The sequence below is a fragment of the Aestuariivivens sediminis genome (assembly GCF_022662105.1).
GTDB lineage: Bacteria > Bacteroidota > Bacteroidia > Flavobacteriales > Flavobacteriaceae > Aestuariivivens > Aestuariivivens sediminis.
The window spans coordinates 356,619-374,282 of sequence record NZ_JAKMCP010000002.1 but is presented as its reverse complement, the minus strand read 5'-3'; the positions used below and the strand labels follow the sequence as shown (position 1 = coordinate 374,282).

The window sequence follows — 17,664 nt, the reverse complement described above, 5'->3', positions numbered from 1 at the left end:
AAATAGTTGGGTTAGTGGTGTTTCGCACCGCTAACCATTTGTAGTGGATTGGCCACTTTTGTATCATTATTTTTTTTGGGAGGTTGCCAGATTTTGGCAAAAAAATCATCTGTAATTTGTGGTACGTAAAACGCAATGAATTTGCTTTTATGGAAAGGAAGGTTCTTGAGGTAAAAGTGCAACTTTGAATACACAAATCCTGAACACGTTCCACAGGCAAAAAATGGAGAACACATAGAACAATCACTATCGTCATGGCCTTTTTCTTTTTCAGAATGATGGTCGGTTTGCTCGGTTTGTATATCGTCATTGCAGTTATTGTCCGAACAGCAAGGAATTGTTGATAGGCAAAAAGAGTATAAAGCCAAAATTAAACAAAGCGTTTTCATTGGTGCAAATGTACAAAATAAGCTATTGAAAAATGGATTAGTAAATGGGGTTGATGCGTCTAAGGTAGTTGTTTAGAGTTCAATGTAACGGTTTGTATATGGAACATTTAAATGTGCGATATACATCTTAAGTTTGCAATCCCTTAATTTTAATTAATTAATCAGAAAGAACAAAAGAGAGAAATAAGGTTAGTATACACGCTGAAGCTGTGACTTCGTGTTTCGACTGGAGTTGAATTACCAAGGCGGAGGAGGTATTTGCACTTTTACCTCATTAGAAAATTCCCTCCATTCCTCCAACAAGTCCTTATATTTTTCAGGTTCAGATTCCTGGAGATCATGGCGCTCCGCAAGATCTTGAGATACATTATAAAGTTTAAAATTTTCTTCAAGAAAAGGTTTGTTTATATTGGTGATCTTCCAATCGCCTTTTCTAATCATGGCAAGGTTATTGTGCTCCAGGCCAAATAGATATTCTGGAGCGTGTATCTCATTCGTCTCTCCAGATAAAAACGGTATCAATGAATTTCCCTTCAGGGGATACGTTTTATTCCCCTCAAATTTTTCGGGATACCTTGCTTGAGCTACTTCATAAAAAGTTGGGGCTATATCCATCAATGTTAGAAATCCTTCATGAATGTCATTCTTTCTTTCAACATTTGGTCCGGCAATAATCATTGGAGCGATAATACCACCTTCAGTCGTTAACCCTTTATAATGCCGAAAAGGAGCGGATCCCGCCTCCGCCCATCCAGGGCCATACGAAATAAAAGAATGGGGTTGCCCCATGGTTTCGTAATCATCATTAAAATGCGCTCTGATAAACGGCCCATAATATTCATGATAATAGAAATCCTCAGCTGCGGCACCATTGTCCGACATAAATACGATTAATGTATTTTCGAATTGACCAATATCTTTGAGATGTTGTACAATTCTCCCTATATTATAATCTAGATTATCTACCATTCCAGCATACAATTCCATTTTTCTTGATTCCTTTTTCTTTTCCTCCAAAGACAAAGCATCCCATGGAATTACTTTTTCATGATTAGGGGGTAACACGGCATCTTTTGGAATCATCCCTGCATTTTTTAAACTTTCAAGACGTCTTTCTTTTAATTTTTCATATCCATCATCATAGCGTCCCACATATTTTTCCCAATATTTTTCATCCACTTGCAATGGCCAATGTGGAGATGTATATGCTGCAAATGCGAAAAATGGTTTTTTATCTTTTTTATTAAGGTCTATGTATTCAATGAGTTTATCCGTATAAAAATCAGTAGAATAGTCCCCCTTGGTCCAGGCGGCCGGTTTCCCATCTTCAAAATATGGAGTGATTGGAACTTCTTCAAAGAGCCCCTGGTCATCATAATGATTTCCAGCCCCTCGGATATTAACAAAGGAGCGTTCGAAACCTTTACTGAATGGAATGGACAAAGAGTCTCCTCCAAGATGCCATTTTCCAGCCATGTAGGTATGGTAACCATGGGTTTGAAGTAAGGCCGGAATGGTAACTATACGATCTGTTAACTTTCCTTCATAGCCGAATCCGGCATTCTGATTTGACTGTATACCCATTCCTGCAATGTGATTATCGTTGCCAGAAAGTAACATGGCTCTTGTTGGGGCGCATAAAGGAGATGTATGAAACCGACTAAATCTAACGCCTCGAGCTGCTAAATTATCAATATTAGGTGTTTGTATATCACTCCCATAGCACCCTAAATCTGCATATCCAAGGTCATCTGCTACCAATAAGAGTATGTTAGGTCGCTGGGGTTCTTTATTTTTTTCTTTTATTTCTAAACACGAAATCAATGAGCCCATTAAGAGCAATAGTATGAATTTGCAATTGAAAAGAGCTAAACCTTGATAGTTAATCCTTATTTTTTTTCTTTTTCGCTTCGATAGTATTTTCATCACTTGTTTTATTTTAACTCAGGTTAATTTATATGATGCAAGACGGTTTGTGTATGGTGTCGTAGCATCCCGAAGCGTGCTATGCACCATACACATTGTTGGCTAAAGTTTATTTTGATGACTAATATAATGTAACTCACTTCTGTTGTCTGAACAGCCATTCCATCAATGCCGAATTACTATATGCAGCTAACCAGGAAAAATGTCCTACTTCAGGATATAATGTAAGCCCCGGACGTCCACCTGTATTTATTAATGCTTTAGCCATATCAATCGAACTCCTCGGATCTCCAGCTGGATCTTCGACCCCTTGAATAATCCACATGGGGATATGTGCTATGGAAGCGGCTTTTGAAATGTCTCCACCACCACAAACAGGTACAGCAGCAGCAAATAAATCCGGATACCTTTGAATAGCGTCATAAGTTCCTGTGCCACCTGAAGAAAGTCCGGTAATATAAATGCGATTTTTATCAATGGGGTATTTTTCTATAAGTTCGTTAATAAGTTTAATCATTAATTCCATGGGTTTCGAAGGATCAGGCAGAAGTTTTATATTTTCTTCAAAGTTGAAATTAAACCAATTCATGTCTTTGGGGCATTGTGGAGCAATCACAAAAGCGGGATGTTTTGCCATAGCCTGGTCTGTAGCAAAATTCATAACACCCCATTTAAGTTGGGCGTCATTATCATTCCCATTTTCACCACCCCCATGTAAAAAAACAACCAGAGGAAATTTACGCAATGGATTAGCATCTGGATATAGTAATCGGTAGTTTAAAGTATCTCCTTCAGAAGTCACATACTTCTCAAAACTGAATCGGGGTGGTTGAGCAAATAGGGGAAAGGTACTCAAGCAACATAAAAATGTTAACATCAAAACCACCAATTTTATATTTGATTTTTTCATATGTTCTTTATTAAAACAGTGCATATCTCATTTTTTAGCAAAATTGTAGCCAACGGTTTGTGTATGGCTTGCTGCGTGTTTAGGTAACCAATTTAGCAAATAAAACTGAACCGTAGGAAAATCCGTAGGATTTTCCGAAAAGGCAGGAACCTGGCAATGAATTATAGCTATTGTTGCCCAAGGTTTATTAATTCAGTTTTATTCGGAAACAATTCTGTCCGATACTCAAGGATTTTTTTAGTTCCTTAGATATCGTATTCTTTAGGGGTATTCGTTTTTATTTTTATCAGATTCGACCCAGTTTATTCATATGGAAGTCCTGTTTTCCGTTGTGGAATGAAACCTAACGTTTGTATAAAAACCGTAGCTTTGGCCGTGTGTTGGCTTGAGTGGCACTGGATTTAATACATTGTTGTCGCTTGTAGATTCAATATCTGAATGTATTTTTTAGGTAATCAGATAGTCTAAGTGATAATGCTGTCAAGGTGAGTGTTGGATTTGGTGCCCCAGAGGTTGGATAACATGCAGCACCTGCAATAAACAAATTTGATATACCATGAACCTGACAATTAGAATCTACAACTCCTTTCTTCGCGTCGTCAGCCATTCGTGTTGTCCCCATGTGATGCCATCCACCATTTGTACTATCAGGAAAAGTGTCGTCATTTTCATCCCTTAAGAACTCATTAAGTCTTATTCGTCCAATTCCTGCAATGCCGACCTGTCTACCGAGAATTTGATAGATTTTTCGAACACTATATTTATCCAGAGGGGTTAATTCCCAATGTAGATTTGCTCTCGGCATTCCTAATTCGTCTTTTTCTTTTCCAATTGTAACTCTAGAATTTGGATTAGGGGCTTGTTCGATTCTTGTATTAAGTTGATAAGCATGTTCGATGTTTCCTTTTTCTCCCTTGGCTTTTTCTGCTGCCTCACCCCAGTTTTCAAACACGTTTTCTAGACTTTTCCTAGGGTCACCGTCTTGCCAGGTTTCCATTCTAGGTTTTTGATATTTGGCAACACTGAGAGGTTGTAACGAAGCGGTCCCGTTTAAAATTTTTTCTTTGGCTTGAACTTCTGGGGTAATAGCCAACTCTGCACTAGCCTTTGTTACTCCGTATTCCCACGAATACAAATTGGTAGGGAATGGTTTTGTTAACCATAATTCGGCAGAAGCCACTTCCAAGTGTTCTTGAAAATATCTTCCAACCAAATCATTGTGATTGCCCAAGCCTTGAGGTGCCTGAGAATTTGATGCTAATAACAAGCGAGCATTCTGAATTGTCCCGCATGCCATTACAAAGTTTTTTGCCTTTACTGTATGTGTTTTACCTGCGTAATTTTTGACAATTATTTCTTTAACCTGAGTTATGTTATCATTGGTTTTGATATCCACCGCATTGGCATAAGTGTAAAGGTGAATGTTTCTTGCTTCAAGAATCTCCTTCTTATATAAGTCACCATATCGGGCTTGACTAAATTGCCACATTTTGTTCCACACCACATTATGATCAAAGGGAAAGGGAGTTAAGTTCGGCAGTTCGTTATTCCAGTATTCGTACTCATAATTATAAGGTCCCAGTTTCAGTACCTTATTCGCTTTTGCATAAAAAGGGTCAAGATCATTTTTAGAAATTGGCCAGCCGCTATTAGGTACCCAATTCCGTTCCTTAAAATCGATTGGGTCAAGAGGGGCGCACATCCCAGCCCAATGGCCAGTTGTTCCTCCGAAATAATGAAGACGGGCAGATTTTAGCGGAAAATATTTTTGGCCAGTTGTTTTTCCAGCATAAAGTTCCTGCACTTTTTCATCGTATTCAAACCCGCCACCTTCCAGTAAGATTACTTTATAGGAAGTATCCTTCCAATCTAAAGCCATACTGATACCGGCAGCACCTGCACCAATAATGCATATGTCTCCTTCAATTACCGTATTGTTATCTAATGTTTTGGCGTCTTTATGCATGGCCTAGTCGGTTTGGGTTAATGAAAAAAGTGCACACTGACGCGCCTCTGTTCTTGACAAAATCCAGCCGTCAACCATAACAGTATTTCCTTTATCATAATCAACTGCAAATTGTTGACGTAACATTTCAATCGTTGTGGTTGATTCAGTTGAAGCATAATCAGATAATAGTTTTGCCAACTTACGTTCGCTATTTTCATCTGAAAATTGTTTACGGTAAATCTCACCAATATTACGAATTGTAGTACCATCCAATATGTTAGATAGCAACTCAGGTTCGGTCAATAATGGATCGTATTCAGGCGTATAAAACTTATAATAATATGTTGGAATTACGATGGCCGAAATTCCCAGTCCTGACAGCAGGATAAATTCTCTTCTTTTCATTTCAAATGAGTTAGGTCAGTAGGTTTATACATTCTTAGGCACACTGCCCTACAACGGTTTGTATATGCGCAGTAACCCGCAGGGTATTGCGTATAGGCTTTTTTGGCACACGTTTTTAGGTTTACTTTTTATTTATCCAATCAATTACAAAGGGCAAAAGATGTTTAGGGACACTATGACCTCCATCAAATGTTCTGTAGGTAACTTTATATCCATTGTTAATCAGAAGGTCACGTGCTGCTTCTGCATATTCAAATGGTACAGCCCTGTCTTTTTCACCTTGAATAATCAGAGTTCTTACACCCTTCCCGTCTTGAATATCATCTTTTCCCAGCCAATCTTCATCAACTACAGATGCGAATATGATCATACCGTCAATTTTGTCGTGATGATGGATTCCGGTTAGGTAGGTGATTATGCCACCTTGAGAAAAGCCTGCAAAATAAACTTCCCCAATGTTGTACCGCGCTTTTAAATCTTCAAGAACCATATCCATCTGCTTTTCAGTGGTCACACGCATCGCAGATATTTCTAATTCGGATGCAGGTCTTTCCAGCATGATATAGGACGAAATATCATATAGAAACCACTCATATCCTATAGTCCCGTTTTCTCTTAAATGGCTGTATGGTGCTTCGGGTGTTGCAAAAATAAATCCGGCATCGGTAAATGGTTTGCTTAAACTTTGAAAACTTTCAGCTGTACTTCCAAAACCATGAAGTCCTACTACCAGAGTATGGCTTTTTGTTGCATCGAAACTATTTGGCAGAATAACTATCGTAGGTGTAAGGCATTCTATTTTGTTCCAAATAACAGCAGAGTTACTTGTAGTGTCGTTTTGTGCATATATAAAGTTGCACACGGCATTTAAACATAATAAGAGGGGAATCCATTTAAAGTATACTACCATATTTTCTTTTTTAATGACTCCCATTATTATTCGTTTATGTTGGCCAACGGTTTTGGTTTCGTTGCAAGATAAGAATTTCCGGCAGGAAATTCCGCCGCAATGAACTATAGGCGTTGTTGTGTTTTCGTTATTTTTGGTTATTTAACAAAATAACACTATTCCCTTTTACTCCATATTTCATGGATTGGTTCCCCTTTACTAGACCGTCCTGAATGGTGCCAATTACCATCTGCTAAACTATAATCAAATTTTAAACTAGCTCCCACTCGAGAATCATCCCTTGAAAAGAATTCAATATTTTCGGTATATTCTCCATTGGTGGTTGTATAAGTTCCACCTCCTGTTCCCATAAATTGTTTGGTTTCCGTATTATAGGCTATCCATTGAAATCGCGTTCCAGATAGTATTTTCATGGTTTTTCGTGGTCCACTTGTATCTCTCATTTGTGTTTTGCCATCTTTTACTCTACCAGAAAATAACCATGCGCCATGTAATTTTCCGGGTTCACCATTATCTATTCTTTTATACTCCCTATCCCAACCAACGATTCCCATAATAGAGTCATTTATAAACACTTTAAAACTCACTTCTTTACCAACCTTATCGGGATATTTTGAGTCGAATTCTACTGTTTCTGTCATGGTATCGCCGGCTAATTTCCAGGTTCCACCCTCGGTTCTGATAAATTGACCTGTTTTTAAATCGTACGTCGCAATGACCTGGTATCCATCCCCAAAAATAACAACACTTTTAAGGGTGTCTCCATTTTCAGAAGTGTGGTAACTTTCCCAGGCCCCGATAAAACTTTGTGCATTAAGTCCTACTGATAAGAATGCGCAAATGAGCAGTACAGTTATTTTTTTCATGAGTTTATATTTTTTAAATTTTATTATATTTTATTCTTACAAAATTCCGAATCTGTGGGTTAGTCATAATGAAGCACAACGGTGTTGTCTATGAAACGTAGCGTATAAAAGGACACTAACTTTTCGGATTAACACAGAACCGAATTTTTATATTTTGTTTTTAACTTATCGATCTGAAAAGCCAAATTAAAAATTTGGTGGACTTTTCAAACAGGTACTAATCTCCTAGTTTAACCCTTACTAGCTATGTTTTATACACGGCTAAAGTTTGCAACCCTTAATTTTCCTTCAATGCAGGAAGTAGTCTTTTTACTAAAACATTAAATGTTGATTTTTCAGGCTTCTTGTTAATATTCCATCCGTTAAACACAACAAATAGCTTTTTATCTGGAACAACCATTAAATACTGTCCGCCATATCCATTCGCAGAGAAAACGTTTTGTCCATTATTATAATCCTCTGTCCACCATTGATATCCATATCCGACATCAACATTTTCTTTGGGCCACACATTAGTGACCTTAGGGCTTATCGAAGCTTCCACCCAACTACGTGGAACGATTTGTCTATTTTTCCATGTTCCACCATTAAGGAATAACGTTCCCAGTTTGGCTAAATCTTCTGCTTTTAGATATAATCCTCCTTCTGTGTCAACTTCTCCTTTCGGTGTTATTTTCCAATAATATTCGTTAATTCCTAATGGTTTAAATAGAGTTTCTTCAGCAAATTCATCAATTCTTTTACCGGTAATTTCTCTAATAACTTTTCCAATAAGTACACTAACTCCGCTATTATATTCCCATTTCTCACCGGGATTAGAATCAAAAGGTTTATTCAGAACAAACTGAATCCAATCATCACTGGCTTCCATTGCGATGCAATCATCGGTAAGGTCTGAATATTCTCCTTCATTCCATTTAAAACCACTCCTCATGGTTAGTAAGTCCTCTATAGTAATGTCAAATAGCCTTTTATCTTTATTCTCGATTGTATAGTCAGAAAAGAAGGCCATAATTTCTGTGTTTACATCATAATTTCGATTCATATTAAGAGCAATACCCATAATTATAGAAGTAACGCTTTTTGTTACGGATTGTAATGTGTGCAATTCGCTTTGTTGATAATATGGATGCCACTTCGGATGGTTGTAATTGTATTGGTGGTTCGTTGTGTCATATTTTTTGGCAATTGATTCATAGTCATAGGTATATTTAAAATCTGCTAAAACGTCTTCATTCTTAATTACCATAAAACGGTCAATCAATCCGTATTCTCCATTAGTTATTTCTTGATTAACAGAATCAATTACCTGTGAAAGAACTGTTTGGTTTGACAATGAAGAAGCTTCACCATCAGAATTATTGTCTTTGTTTTTTGTCTTGCAATTGATAAATAATGAGACAAGTAATAGTAAAAATGTTAATGATTTAATATTGTTAATTAGTTGTCTCGTCATTTGTTTTTAATTGGGTACAACGGTCTCGTATAACCGTCAGTTACGGGTTAATATGCGTTAATATTCGGATGAGCACAGACTTTCGCAATTCCTAGTGGATTCAGCCAGCCCTGAGCACAGTCGAAGGGTAGTCGAATCCGCCCACACGAGCGCAGCGAACTGGCGTGAGCAAATTACGGAAATAGATTGTTGTATGGCGTTATTTTTCATTTTTTTCTAATTCCAGCCATTCTTCATATGAAACTACCATACTCCCTTTTTCAGGACGATACTTTCCAGGTAATTTTCCAATAAATTCTAAATAATGTCCATCAGGGTCCGAAAAATAAATGGCTATAGCTGGAATATTTGCAAAAACCATTGGATTTTCTGAATCGTCACCTAAAAAATTCCAAAAATCGATTTTGTGAGATTTCAGAAAATCAACAGATTCATTTAAAATCCATTCCCAGTCGCACTCAAAAGCAAAATGCCTTAAATCAATTTCATCTTTTGGTTTTTCCCAAAGTCCTAAAAATGATTGTCTCGGTTTATCTCCAATCCAAAACAAAGCTGCTCTTCTTTCTTCTTCATTAAGAAATTGTTTAAGTTTTAAAACATTCGTATAAAACTCTATTGAACGTTCAAGATTTTCAACGAACAAATGAGTTTCAAAAAGTCCTTTTATCATTCTTCCAATTCAGTTTTTCTTAATGCCATACGTTATGGTATATGATTAGTTGTGTTGGCTAAGTCTAAGTTAGTAAAAGGAAACGAACCTATGGAAAATTCCGCAGGAATTTTCCGAGTACACACAGAACGAACCATTAATTGTATACATTGTTGGCATTTCGTTATTCCTTTTTTTGCTTCGTTCCAATTCCTATTCCTTTTTTCTTATTTACTACCAATCCTCAAGGGGGGATCTATGATCTCTCCATGACCATTCTACATCTTCCATAAACCAACGAAAAGCTTCAATGTCAGTCACATTCCAATTCCTAAATCCACGGACGTTTTCGAACAGCCGACTGGCATTTTCCACAGTAGGCTGGGTTAAAACCTGATTCATTTCTTTGATTAGGTTCTTGGGTTTGGCATTGCATCTTGTCAAATATTCGTAAAACCACTTATGATATGGGAAAAATACGCGATTGTAGGTGAGAATCAACCTCCCGGCAAACAGAACAAGCTGTGATGCGGCGCGGCTTTTCGTATACATGTTGCCATGTCGCTCTGCTTCACCCATTAGCCAATTCTGGATAAAAGTCATCGAATAGAATTTTCGTATTTTTTGATCCCGGTCAGCTTCCGGGTATTGCTGGATAGCATGGACGATGCTAGCCAGGTCATCTACTTTTGAAAAAGCTATGATTGCTCTATCAAATGCCGATCTGGTGGGTTCATTTCCTCTATCAACGACTTGCCTGAGGTAATGCATGTCGATGACTTTTCCATCCACAAAGCCACCGGTATAATCTGTTAAGTCCGTTCGGTTGATAAAAAAGTCTCCAGCTTTTTGTCGGTTTTTAAATTCTTCATCTGTAGTAACCATCATAAAATCGATATCTGAATCCGGCCTGGCGCATCCTTTGGCAACAGACCCGCCAATGATTAAAGCCTCAAACCGCTCATCATCCTGGTATTCTTTCACTAGGTTATTGATTGCTCGCTGGTGATGCGGTAAGATAGTAGTGTTCATAACTTTTCAAATTTATATTGCTCAATTTTCTCACCCTTGCAATGAATGCCAACGGTTTGTGTATGGTTTGTTGTGTTGGCTCAGTAACGAAAATAGTATAAAATAACATACCACTTTATAACGTGAATATTTTCCGAAGTAAGATTAGAAGCAATGAACTGTAGCCCTTGTTGTGAAACGTTTTTCTATGCTGCATTCAAAACTTTATATAATATTTTATAAAATTCAGTCGGTTGCTCATACATCGGAAAATGTCCACATTCGTTTATCCAATGAATTTTAGCGTTCACTATATCTCGTTTTAATTCATAGGAAAAGAAGCCAACAACATCCTGTCTTCCCGTGATTACATCAATTTTACCTGTAAACTTTTTCAGTGATTTGGAAACGTCATAGTTGGAAATAATATCATTCCAAAGCAGGTTGCTAGTTTTACTATTATTGCCTCTATTGATTTTTTGAAATATGCTATCTGGGATTGGATTTGCAAAAATGTACGCTCTTCTGAATAGTTTCTTTGATTCAATAATTTCTAAGGAATCTGCTTCATTGTTTGCAATGCGTTCATTCAGTTGGTTTAGGCGTTGTTCTTCTTCAAAACTTCTTGTATGTCTACAGTTCGTAATTAGTACATCGAATCCATTTTTTGCATCTTTATGAGGTCCGGGTGCAACTAAAATTAAATGGCTTACATTATTGGGAAATTCTGAGGCAAAATTCATAGCCAACATTCCCCCCCAGGAATGCCCAAGTATAATAGACTTTTCGATTTTTAGACTATCCAATAATGTTTTGATGTCTTTTGTTACTGCATTAATATTCACAGTCGTTGAATCGAATGGAATCGGAATTGATTTTCCAGTTCCTCTTTGTTCAAGTAAAATGCTTCTAAATTTCGGGCTTATTGTTTCTGCAAGACCTTCTAATTGATTATATGAATTACCGGGTCCACCAGTCAAAATAATTATTGGAGGTAGGTCTTTGGATCCATATTCGTGATAGTGAAGAAAGCCATTTTCATATTTTATGGAATCTGCTATTTGGGCATTACAATATGAAGTAATCAGCAATGAAAAAGCTGTAAAAAGTAATTTTGAAATGTAGTTTTTGTTCTTCATTGGCTATTTTTTCAAATGTTGCACAACGGTTCGGCCATGGGTAGTTGCGGGGGTTAGCGGTTAATTTAGCAAGCCTGCCTGCCGGCAGGCAGGTACACACCAAGTTGAAAATTTGCTAACGCACAGTTCGCACTTTGTGCTCGTGTCTCGCGAATTTTTAGAAGTAGGCGAAAACAAGCAATTACTTATAGCCATTGTTTTATGTAATTTTTTATAATTCAATTTCATAAATTCTAGACTCTCCTCCCCAAGGATGATATCCCTGCCCAATATACTTAAAGCTATACTTTTCATAATAGCCTATATGTTCGGTACATAAATATAAGTATTTAAATCCTGCCTTTTTGGCATCAGTTTTTGCTTGTTCCATCAGTAATGAAGCATAAGCATTACCTCTGTATTTTTCATCAATAAATAGTGCATTAATCCAGGGATATAAATCCCCTCTGCTTATAAAATCATTGGTTATTAGTCCAGCACAACCAATTATTTCATCATGCTTTTTTAATAAATACCATTGTGGCAGACTATCTCTTGCGTTAATGCTGTGACTTATGCAATCATCATAAATTTCCGGCATAACATCAGGCCAGCTTTTTTGGAAATAGGCTATTGCCTCATCTTTATATTCTGGATTTTTCCTTACAGATATTATCTTCATTTTCTTCTTTTCATGTTATGATACTCATTGAACACCTCCAATAAAGCTTAATACCTTTTTTGCGGCTAAAGCCCCTTTATATAGTGCTTTTTTAATATCATGAGTTTGATACCATTCAATAACAAATGCAGCCTGAAAAGCATCTCCACAGCCTGTACTGTCAATAATTTTTTCAACTTTAATTGCTTCCTGATAATATCTTCTATTATCAAAAAAGGCAACACTTCCTCCAGCTCCTAAAGTTGCTACTATCATTTTTCCTTTTTTAGCAGAAAGTTCTTGCAGTTCATTAAGCATTTCTTCTTTGCCACTTAAAAAAACAATATCAATGTCATCTATAAATTCTCTTATGACTTCAATTCCAAGATAATCTAAAAAATCAATTACTATTAATTGATTTTTGTTTCGTTGGTTTAGCAATTCTTTGAGATTAGGGTCTCCAGCAGGCATAGCTAAAATTGTGCTATCCGTTAATGAATTCCAGTCATTTTCAGACAATCTGAATGCATCAAAAGCCCCGCCATTCCAACTGTCTTTTTTAAAATATCTATCCCCATCTTCATTTATATAGATTTTATTTGAAGCAGTTGGTTCTTTAATCTTATATATTTTAGAACGACTAATTTTTAATTTATCAAGATGGTTTTCTATGAGTTTGCCATACCTGTCATTTCCTATGGCACCTATCACGGTTACATCTTTACAACCTAAAAGTTTGCATTGCGTAATAAAATTCAACGAGTTTCCGCCAACATAAACCTTATCTTTTTCGGGATAAATATCAACACATAAGGAAGTTAAGGCTACAATCTTCATTTTAAATTTTTGTACTTTGGTTAAATTACATGCAACGGTCTTGTATAACCGTTAGTTACGGGTTAATATGCGTTAATTTTCTGTTTAGCACAGACGTTAGCAATTCCGAGTGGATTCTAGCCTGCCCTGAGCGCAGTCTAAGGGTAGTCGAATCTGCCGACACGAGTGCAGCGAACTGGCGTAAGCAAATTGGGGTTATACCTTGTTGTGCAACGTATTTTATTTCCGCAAAGTTCATATACCTTCATAATTCTAATTGTTAATGTTTTAGCGTTCTTTCAAAACAAGATTAATGTTTGGCATCATTAACCTCAATCCAATAACCGTCTGGATCTTGAAAATAAACTTGTCTCACTCCGTCTGGTCTAATTTGGATTTTTTTGCTTTCTCCGGCGAAATTGGAATAATTAACATCTTTTTCATTTAAATAGATTAGATATCCATCAAAGTCGATTACTGCAAAAGCAATATGAAGAACTTTATTCACTTTTACATCACCAAAAAACTCAACATTTACTTGACCTATATGAAGTTGTTGGTTGTTACCAGTATCAAAGAATCTTATCATCTTATTTTCAGGCCATGGTGAAGGTATTTCCTTTAGATGTAGTATGTCTTTATAAAATTCAACACTTTTGTTAATATCTTCAACTTGAATTGTTGAATGGTCATGTTCAAGGCTGAAAGATTGAGCATTAGAATAAAAACAACTAAAAACTAAAGTTAGAATTAATATCAAATTTTTCATGATTATTGATTTTTGGTTAGTGTATTTAAATTATAAATAACTTGCGAACTCTTTTTATTTAATCACTACTATTAATTTTAGTAATGTTGCCCAACTTGTTATATGCCAATAAATATATGGTTTTATCCGCTTAAATTTTGGGATAAGAATATATTTGTATTGGTATTATCAGTTTTACCTAATCGTTTTAAAGCCCTATCCAAGGGATTTTCTATGGCCAACAAATCCTTTCGGCTTACATGGGTATAAATCATAGTGGTTTCCGGTTTGGCATGGCCCAGTAGTTCTTGTATAAAGCGCAGATCAACGCCGTTTTCCAATAAATGAGTAGTTAGTCCCGCTTAACAAATACGTCTTCAATAAACAATTTGACGTCCCTGTTGGAAAGAGCGTACAAGTTCTTTGAGGAATGGAAGGCTATAAAATCCGCTATAAAAAAACAATAGGTGTCCACCGTACTTTTACTGTAACGCTTCCCCTTTAAATAGGTATAAAAGTTGTTGAGCAAGGCGCTTTGTTCAGTCGATATGGGCCTTTGTTTTTTTCCGGGCGTTTTTGATTTGGTTAACGTGTTATTTAGGCGTTTGCTGTCGTCTACCCGGTCATGACCTTTAAGAATCGCATGGATAGCGGTTAAATGGTTAGGCTTATCCTTGATATACCAGCTTTTTAAAGTGGCACTCCACCTGGCCTACGGCAAACTTTTTAACCATGTGATTAAGGGCTGGTCATGCTTAAAGCCAATTAAAATCTGCTGTTCATCCCTGCGGATCGCTTTGCTAAGTATTACGTGCGGGAGGCGATACATAAATCGTACAAAGAAATCGCTATTAAATAATAAAAATATTACATAATTAATGAGCCTCCAGCCAATTATCCCCAATGCCCAATTCGACGTCCAGGGGAACCTCCAGTTTGTAGGCGTTTTCCATTTCGGTCCTTACCAGGGTTTCAATGGATTCCAATTCGGGTTTAAAGACATCGAACACCAATTCATCATGCACCTGCAGTAACATTTTGGTTTTGTACTGCCCGTCCTGCAACTTTTTATAGATATTGATCATCGCTATTTTAATAATATCGGCTGCACTGCCCTGTATGGGTGCATTTACAGCATTGCGTTCGGCGGCACCACGTACTATGGCGTTTCGAGAATTGATATCCTTTAAATAACGCCGACGCCCTAAAACGGTTTGGACATAGCCGTGGTCCCGTGCAAAGTTGATTTGCGCAGCAATAAAACGTTTCAGCTTGGGGTAGGTGGCATAATAGGTATCAATCAGGTCCTTGGATTCACTTCGGGACAAATCGGTTTGGTTACTTAATCCAAAGGCCGAAACGCCATAGATAATACCAAAGTTCACCGTTTTGGCATTGCTGCGCTGTTCGCGGGTGACTTCGTTTAAGGGGACGTTGAATACTTTTGAAGCCGTTGATGCATGAATATCCTGCCCTTGTTTAAAGGCCTCAATCATGGTATCTTCTTTACTCAATGCCGCAATAATGCGCAGTTCTATTTGGCTGTAATCGGCAGATAATAGAGTATACTCCGCACTGCGTGGTATAAAGGCCTTACGCACTTGTCGTCCGCGTTCGGTACGAATGGGAATGTTTTGGAGGTTGGGGTTGTTACTGCTCAGGCGACCGGTAGCGGCCACGGTTTGCATATAATCGGTATGCACTCGGCCCGTAGTCGTTTCAACCTGATTGGGCAAGGCATCGACGTAGGTGCTTTTTAGTTTGGCTAAACCCCGATAATCCAAAATGTTCTGAATGATTTTATGGTCTTTGGCCAGGTAACTCAGCACATCTTCTGCGGTCGAATACTGACCCGTTTTGGTTTTTTTGGGTTTGTCGACCAGTTTTAATTTATCAAACAAAATTTCACCCAATTGCTTTGGTGAGGCAATATTGAATTCTTCGCCGGCCTCACTATAAATTTGCGATTCCAGGACTTTGATGTCCTTGTCCAATTGTGCCGATAGGCCCATTAAAAAATCCTTGTCCAAATTAATACCTTCCAATTCCATGGCCGCCAGAACGTGTACTAACGGAATTTCAATATCATCGAATAGTTTTTGGGTATGGGCCGCGCTCAATTCATTTTGAAAATGGGTTTTAAGCTGGAAGGTAATATCGGCATCCTCGACCGCATATTCGGTTTGCTTTTCCAGGGGAACCTCACGCATAGACAGCTGATTTTTGCCCTTTTTCCCAATGAGGGTTTCAATGGAAATGGGGGTATAATTTAAATAGGTTTCTGCCAGAACATCCATATTATGACGCATATCGGGATTAATTAGATAATGCGCCAACATGGTGTCAAACAGTTTCCCTTTTACCGTAACCCGGTATTTCGCCAGTACTTTTATATCGTATTTTAAATTCTGACCGATCTTTTCAATGGACTCACTTTCAAAAAAAGGGCGCAAGCGTTCGATAAGTTCCTGTGCCTCAGCCCTGTTTTCCGGGAACGGAACATAAAACCCTTTTCCGGTGTCCCATGAAAAGGCAATGCCCACCAGTTCTGCAGTTATGGGATTTAGTCCGGTAGTCTCCGTATCAAAACAGACACTGCTTTGCACCATGAGTTTACTCATAAATAGTTCCAGTGCTTTGGGGGTGGTAATGCTCTGGTAAAAATGGGATGTACCTTCAATAGTAAGCCTGGTATATGCAGATACGGATGGATTTTCGCCTTTAGGATGGTCATCTGTTTCCCCGAATAGGGAAAACTGTCCGGCACCGGCCGGTGTCGCCATTTTTGGTTTTGGATTTTGAGGGTCTTGGGTAGACGAAGCCTCCGATCCCGTTTCCTTTTGGGGTTCCGTTGCCGATGGATCACCATCGGTTTCAACCGCAAAGGTCTTTAAGAAGTTTTCAGTCAATCGCCTGAATTCCAGCTCTTGAAAAATCTGCTTTACGGCTTCGATATCGGGGTGATTCAACTCAAAATCCTTAGCATCGAAGGTTACCGGAACATCCAGCATGATACGCGCCAGTTTCTTGGAGAGCAATCCCAATTCACCATTGGCTTCAACTTTCTCCTTCATTTTCCCTTTGAGTTCATGGGTATTTGCCAACAGGTTTTCCATACTCCCATAGGCTTGAATGAATTTTTTGGCTGTTTTTTCTCCCACACCCGGCAGACCGGGAATGTTATCGGACGAGTCGCCCATCATGCCTAATAAATCAATGACCTGCTCGGGGCGTTCTACTTCAAATTTTTGTTGGACCTCGGGAATGCCCCAAATCTCGTAACCACCACCAAAGGATTTGGGGCGATACATAAAAGTGTGTTCTGTAACCAATTGGGCAAAATCCTTGTCCGGAGTGACCATATAGGTCTGGTAGCCTTCTTTTTCCGCCTGTTTGGATAGCGTCCCTATAACGTCATCGGCTTCATAGCCTTCCTTCACCATAATGGGAATATGCATGGCCTTTAAAATGTCTTGAATATAGGGTACGGCAACCTTTATCGCTTCAGGCGTTTCATCACGGTTGGCTTTGTAATCTTCAAATAGTTCGATGCGATCCGTACTACCCCCTTTATCAAAACATACCGCGAGATGATCGGGTCTTTCCCGTTTAATCACATCCAACAAGGAATTCATAAACCCCATAATGGCAGAGGTATCGATTCCCTTGGAATTGATTCTGGGATTTTTTATAAAAGCATAGTAACCACGAAATATTAAAGCGTAAGCATCAACTAAAAAAAGGCGTTTTTTATCAGACATGTCGATTAACTAATTTTATAATGAGTACAGGACCACCTCGAGCGGAGTCGAGCAGGCGTCCATGTTTCAAACTGAAAATAACGTTCTGGA

17 protein-coding genes are annotated in these 17,664 nt (G+C 37.9%); all 17 read right to left on the bottom strand.

The window, feature by feature from the left end; genetic code table 11:
* Positions 1-11 precede the first annotated feature (11 nt).
* Positions 12-389 (bottom strand): DUF6660 family protein, encoded by a 378-nt coding sequence (locus MR054_RS05985; RefSeq protein WP_242156965.1) that lies wholly within the window; start codon positions 387-389, stop codon positions 12-14.
* 237 nt (positions 390-626) lie between these two features.
* The gene (locus tag MR054_RS05980; protein ID WP_242157382.1) at positions 627-2,315 is read right to left on the bottom strand and encodes an arylsulfatase; all 1,689 of its coding nucleotides are present in this window, start codon (positions 2,313-2,315) and stop codon (positions 627-629) included.
* 136 nt (positions 2,316-2,451) lie between these two features.
* Positions 2,452-3,225 (bottom strand): carboxylesterase family protein, encoded by a 774-nt coding sequence (locus tag MR054_RS05975; RefSeq protein WP_242156964.1) that lies wholly within the window; start codon positions 3,223-3,225, stop codon positions 2,452-2,454.
* 427 nt (positions 3,226-3,652) lie between these two features.
* The gene (locus MR054_RS05970; protein WP_242156963.1) at positions 3,653-5,191 is read right to left on the bottom strand and encodes an FAD-dependent oxidoreductase; all 1,539 of its coding nucleotides are present in this window, start codon (positions 5,189-5,191) and stop codon (positions 3,653-3,655) included.
* A 3-nt stretch (positions 5,192-5,194) separates the two neighbouring features.
* The gene (locus MR054_RS05965; protein ID WP_242156962.1) at positions 5,195-5,578 is read right to left on the bottom strand and encodes a hypothetical protein; all 384 of its coding nucleotides are present in this window, start codon (positions 5,576-5,578) and stop codon (positions 5,195-5,197) included.
* 121 nt (positions 5,579-5,699) lie between these two features.
* Positions 5,700-6,512: an alpha/beta hydrolase gene (locus MR054_RS05960; RefSeq protein WP_242156961.1), complete on the bottom strand. Its 813-nt coding sequence runs from the start codon at positions 6,510-6,512 to the stop codon at positions 5,700-5,702.
* A gap of 131 nt (positions 6,513-6,643) precedes the next feature.
* Entirely contained in the window at positions 6,644-7,354 is a 711-nt protein-coding gene (locus MR054_RS05955) for a membrane or secreted protein (protein ID WP_242156960.1), read from the bottom strand.
* A 277-nt stretch (positions 7,355-7,631) separates the two neighbouring features.
* Positions 7,632-8,810: a serine hydrolase domain-containing protein gene (locus tag MR054_RS05950; protein ID WP_242156959.1), complete on the bottom strand. Its 1,179-nt coding sequence runs from the start codon at positions 8,808-8,810 to the stop codon at positions 7,632-7,634.
* Positions 8,811-9,009: 199 nt separating this feature from the next.
* Entirely contained in the window at positions 9,010-9,480 is a 471-nt protein-coding gene (locus MR054_RS05945) for a VOC family protein (protein WP_242156958.1), read from the bottom strand.
* Positions 9,481-9,693: 213 nt separating this feature from the next.
* Entirely contained in the window at positions 9,694-10,491 is a 798-nt protein-coding gene (locus tag MR054_RS05940) for a nucleotidyltransferase family protein (protein ID WP_242082883.1), read from the bottom strand.
* A 185-nt stretch (positions 10,492-10,676) separates the two neighbouring features.
* Entirely contained in the window at positions 10,677-11,609 is a 933-nt protein-coding gene (locus tag MR054_RS05935) for an alpha/beta fold hydrolase (protein ID WP_242156956.1), read from the bottom strand.
* 211 nt (positions 11,610-11,820) lie between these two features.
* Positions 11,821-12,270: a GNAT family N-acetyltransferase gene (locus tag MR054_RS05930; RefSeq protein ID WP_242082878.1), complete on the bottom strand. Its 450-nt coding sequence runs from the start codon at positions 12,268-12,270 to the stop codon at positions 11,821-11,823.
* Positions 12,271-12,294: 24 nt separating this feature from the next.
* Positions 12,295-13,086 (bottom strand): carbohydrate kinase family protein, encoded by a 792-nt coding sequence (locus tag MR054_RS05925; RefSeq protein ID WP_242156954.1) that lies wholly within the window; start codon positions 13,084-13,086, stop codon positions 12,295-12,297.
* Between the two features lie 289 nt (positions 13,087-13,375).
* A complete protein-coding gene (locus tag MR054_RS05920; RefSeq protein ID WP_242082874.1) occupies positions 13,376-13,834 on the bottom strand; it encodes a VOC family protein in 459 nt (152 codons plus the stop codon).
* A gap of 122 nt (positions 13,835-13,956) precedes the next feature.
* Entirely contained in the window at positions 13,957-14,154 is a 198-nt protein-coding gene (locus MR054_RS05915) for a tyrosine-type recombinase/integrase (protein WP_276520155.1), read from the bottom strand.
* Positions 14,155-14,165: 11 nt separating this feature from the next.
* Positions 14,166-14,342: a phage integrase N-terminal SAM-like domain-containing protein gene (locus MR054_RS05910; protein WP_242156953.1), complete on the bottom strand. Its 177-nt coding sequence runs from the start codon at positions 14,340-14,342 to the stop codon at positions 14,166-14,168.
* 346 nt (positions 14,343-14,688) lie between these two features.
* Positions 14,689-17,574 (bottom strand): DNA polymerase I, encoded by a 2,886-nt coding sequence (gene polA / locus MR054_RS05905; RefSeq protein WP_242156951.1) that lies wholly within the window; start codon positions 17,572-17,574, stop codon positions 14,689-14,691.
* Positions 17,575-17,664 lie beyond the last annotated feature (90 nt).

Bases quoted from the DNA above. Each gene is read 5' to 3' on its own strand.
- MR054_RS05985 (WP_242156965.1), bottom strand. From the start codon at position 389: ATGAAAACGCTTTGTTTAATTTTGGCTTTATACTCTTTTTGCCTATCA.
- MR054_RS05980 (WP_242157382.1), bottom strand. From the start codon at position 2,315: ATGAAAATACTATCGAAGCGAAAAAGAAAAAAAATAAGGATTAACTAT.
- MR054_RS05975 (WP_242156964.1), bottom strand. From the start codon at position 3,225: ATGAAAAAATCAAATATAAAATTGGTGGTTTTGATGTTAACATTTTTA.
- MR054_RS05970 (WP_242156963.1), bottom strand. From the start codon at position 5,191: ATGCATAAAGACGCCAAAACATTAGATAACAATACGGTAATTGAAGGA.
- MR054_RS05965 (WP_242156962.1), bottom strand. From the start codon at position 5,578: ATGAAAAGAAGAGAATTTATCCTGCTGTCAGGACTGGGAATTTCGGCC.
- MR054_RS05960 (WP_242156961.1), bottom strand. From the start codon at position 6,512: ATGGGAGTCATTAAAAAAGAAAATATGGTAGTATACTTTAAATGGATT.
- MR054_RS05955 (WP_242156960.1), bottom strand. From the start codon at position 7,354: ATGAAAAAAATAACTGTACTGCTCATTTGCGCATTCTTATCAGTAGGA.
- MR054_RS05950 (WP_242156959.1), bottom strand. From the start codon at position 8,810: ATGACGAGACAACTAATTAACAATATTAAATCATTAACATTTTTACTA.
- MR054_RS05945 (WP_242156958.1), bottom strand. From the start codon at position 9,480: ATGATAAAAGGACTTTTTGAAACTCATTTGTTCGTTGAAAATCTTGAA.
- MR054_RS05940 (WP_242082883.1), bottom strand. From the start codon at position 10,491: ATGAACACTACTATCTTACCGCATCACCAGCGAGCAATCAATAACCTA.
- MR054_RS05935 (WP_242156956.1), bottom strand. From the start codon at position 11,609: ATGAAGAACAAAAACTACATTTCAAAATTACTTTTTACAGCTTTTTCA.
- MR054_RS05930 (WP_242082878.1), bottom strand. From the start codon at position 12,270: ATGAAGATAATATCTGTAAGGAAAAATCCAGAATATAAAGATGAGGCA.
- MR054_RS05925 (WP_242156954.1), bottom strand. From the start codon at position 13,086: ATGAAGATTGTAGCCTTAACTTCCTTATGTGTTGATATTTATCCCGAA.
- MR054_RS05920 (WP_242082874.1), bottom strand. From the start codon at position 13,834: ATGAAAAATTTGATATTAATTCTAACTTTAGTTTTTAGTTGTTTTTAT.
- polA (WP_242156951.1), bottom strand. From the start codon at position 17,574: ATGTCTGATAAAAAACGCCTTTTTTTAGTTGATGCTTACGCTTTAATA.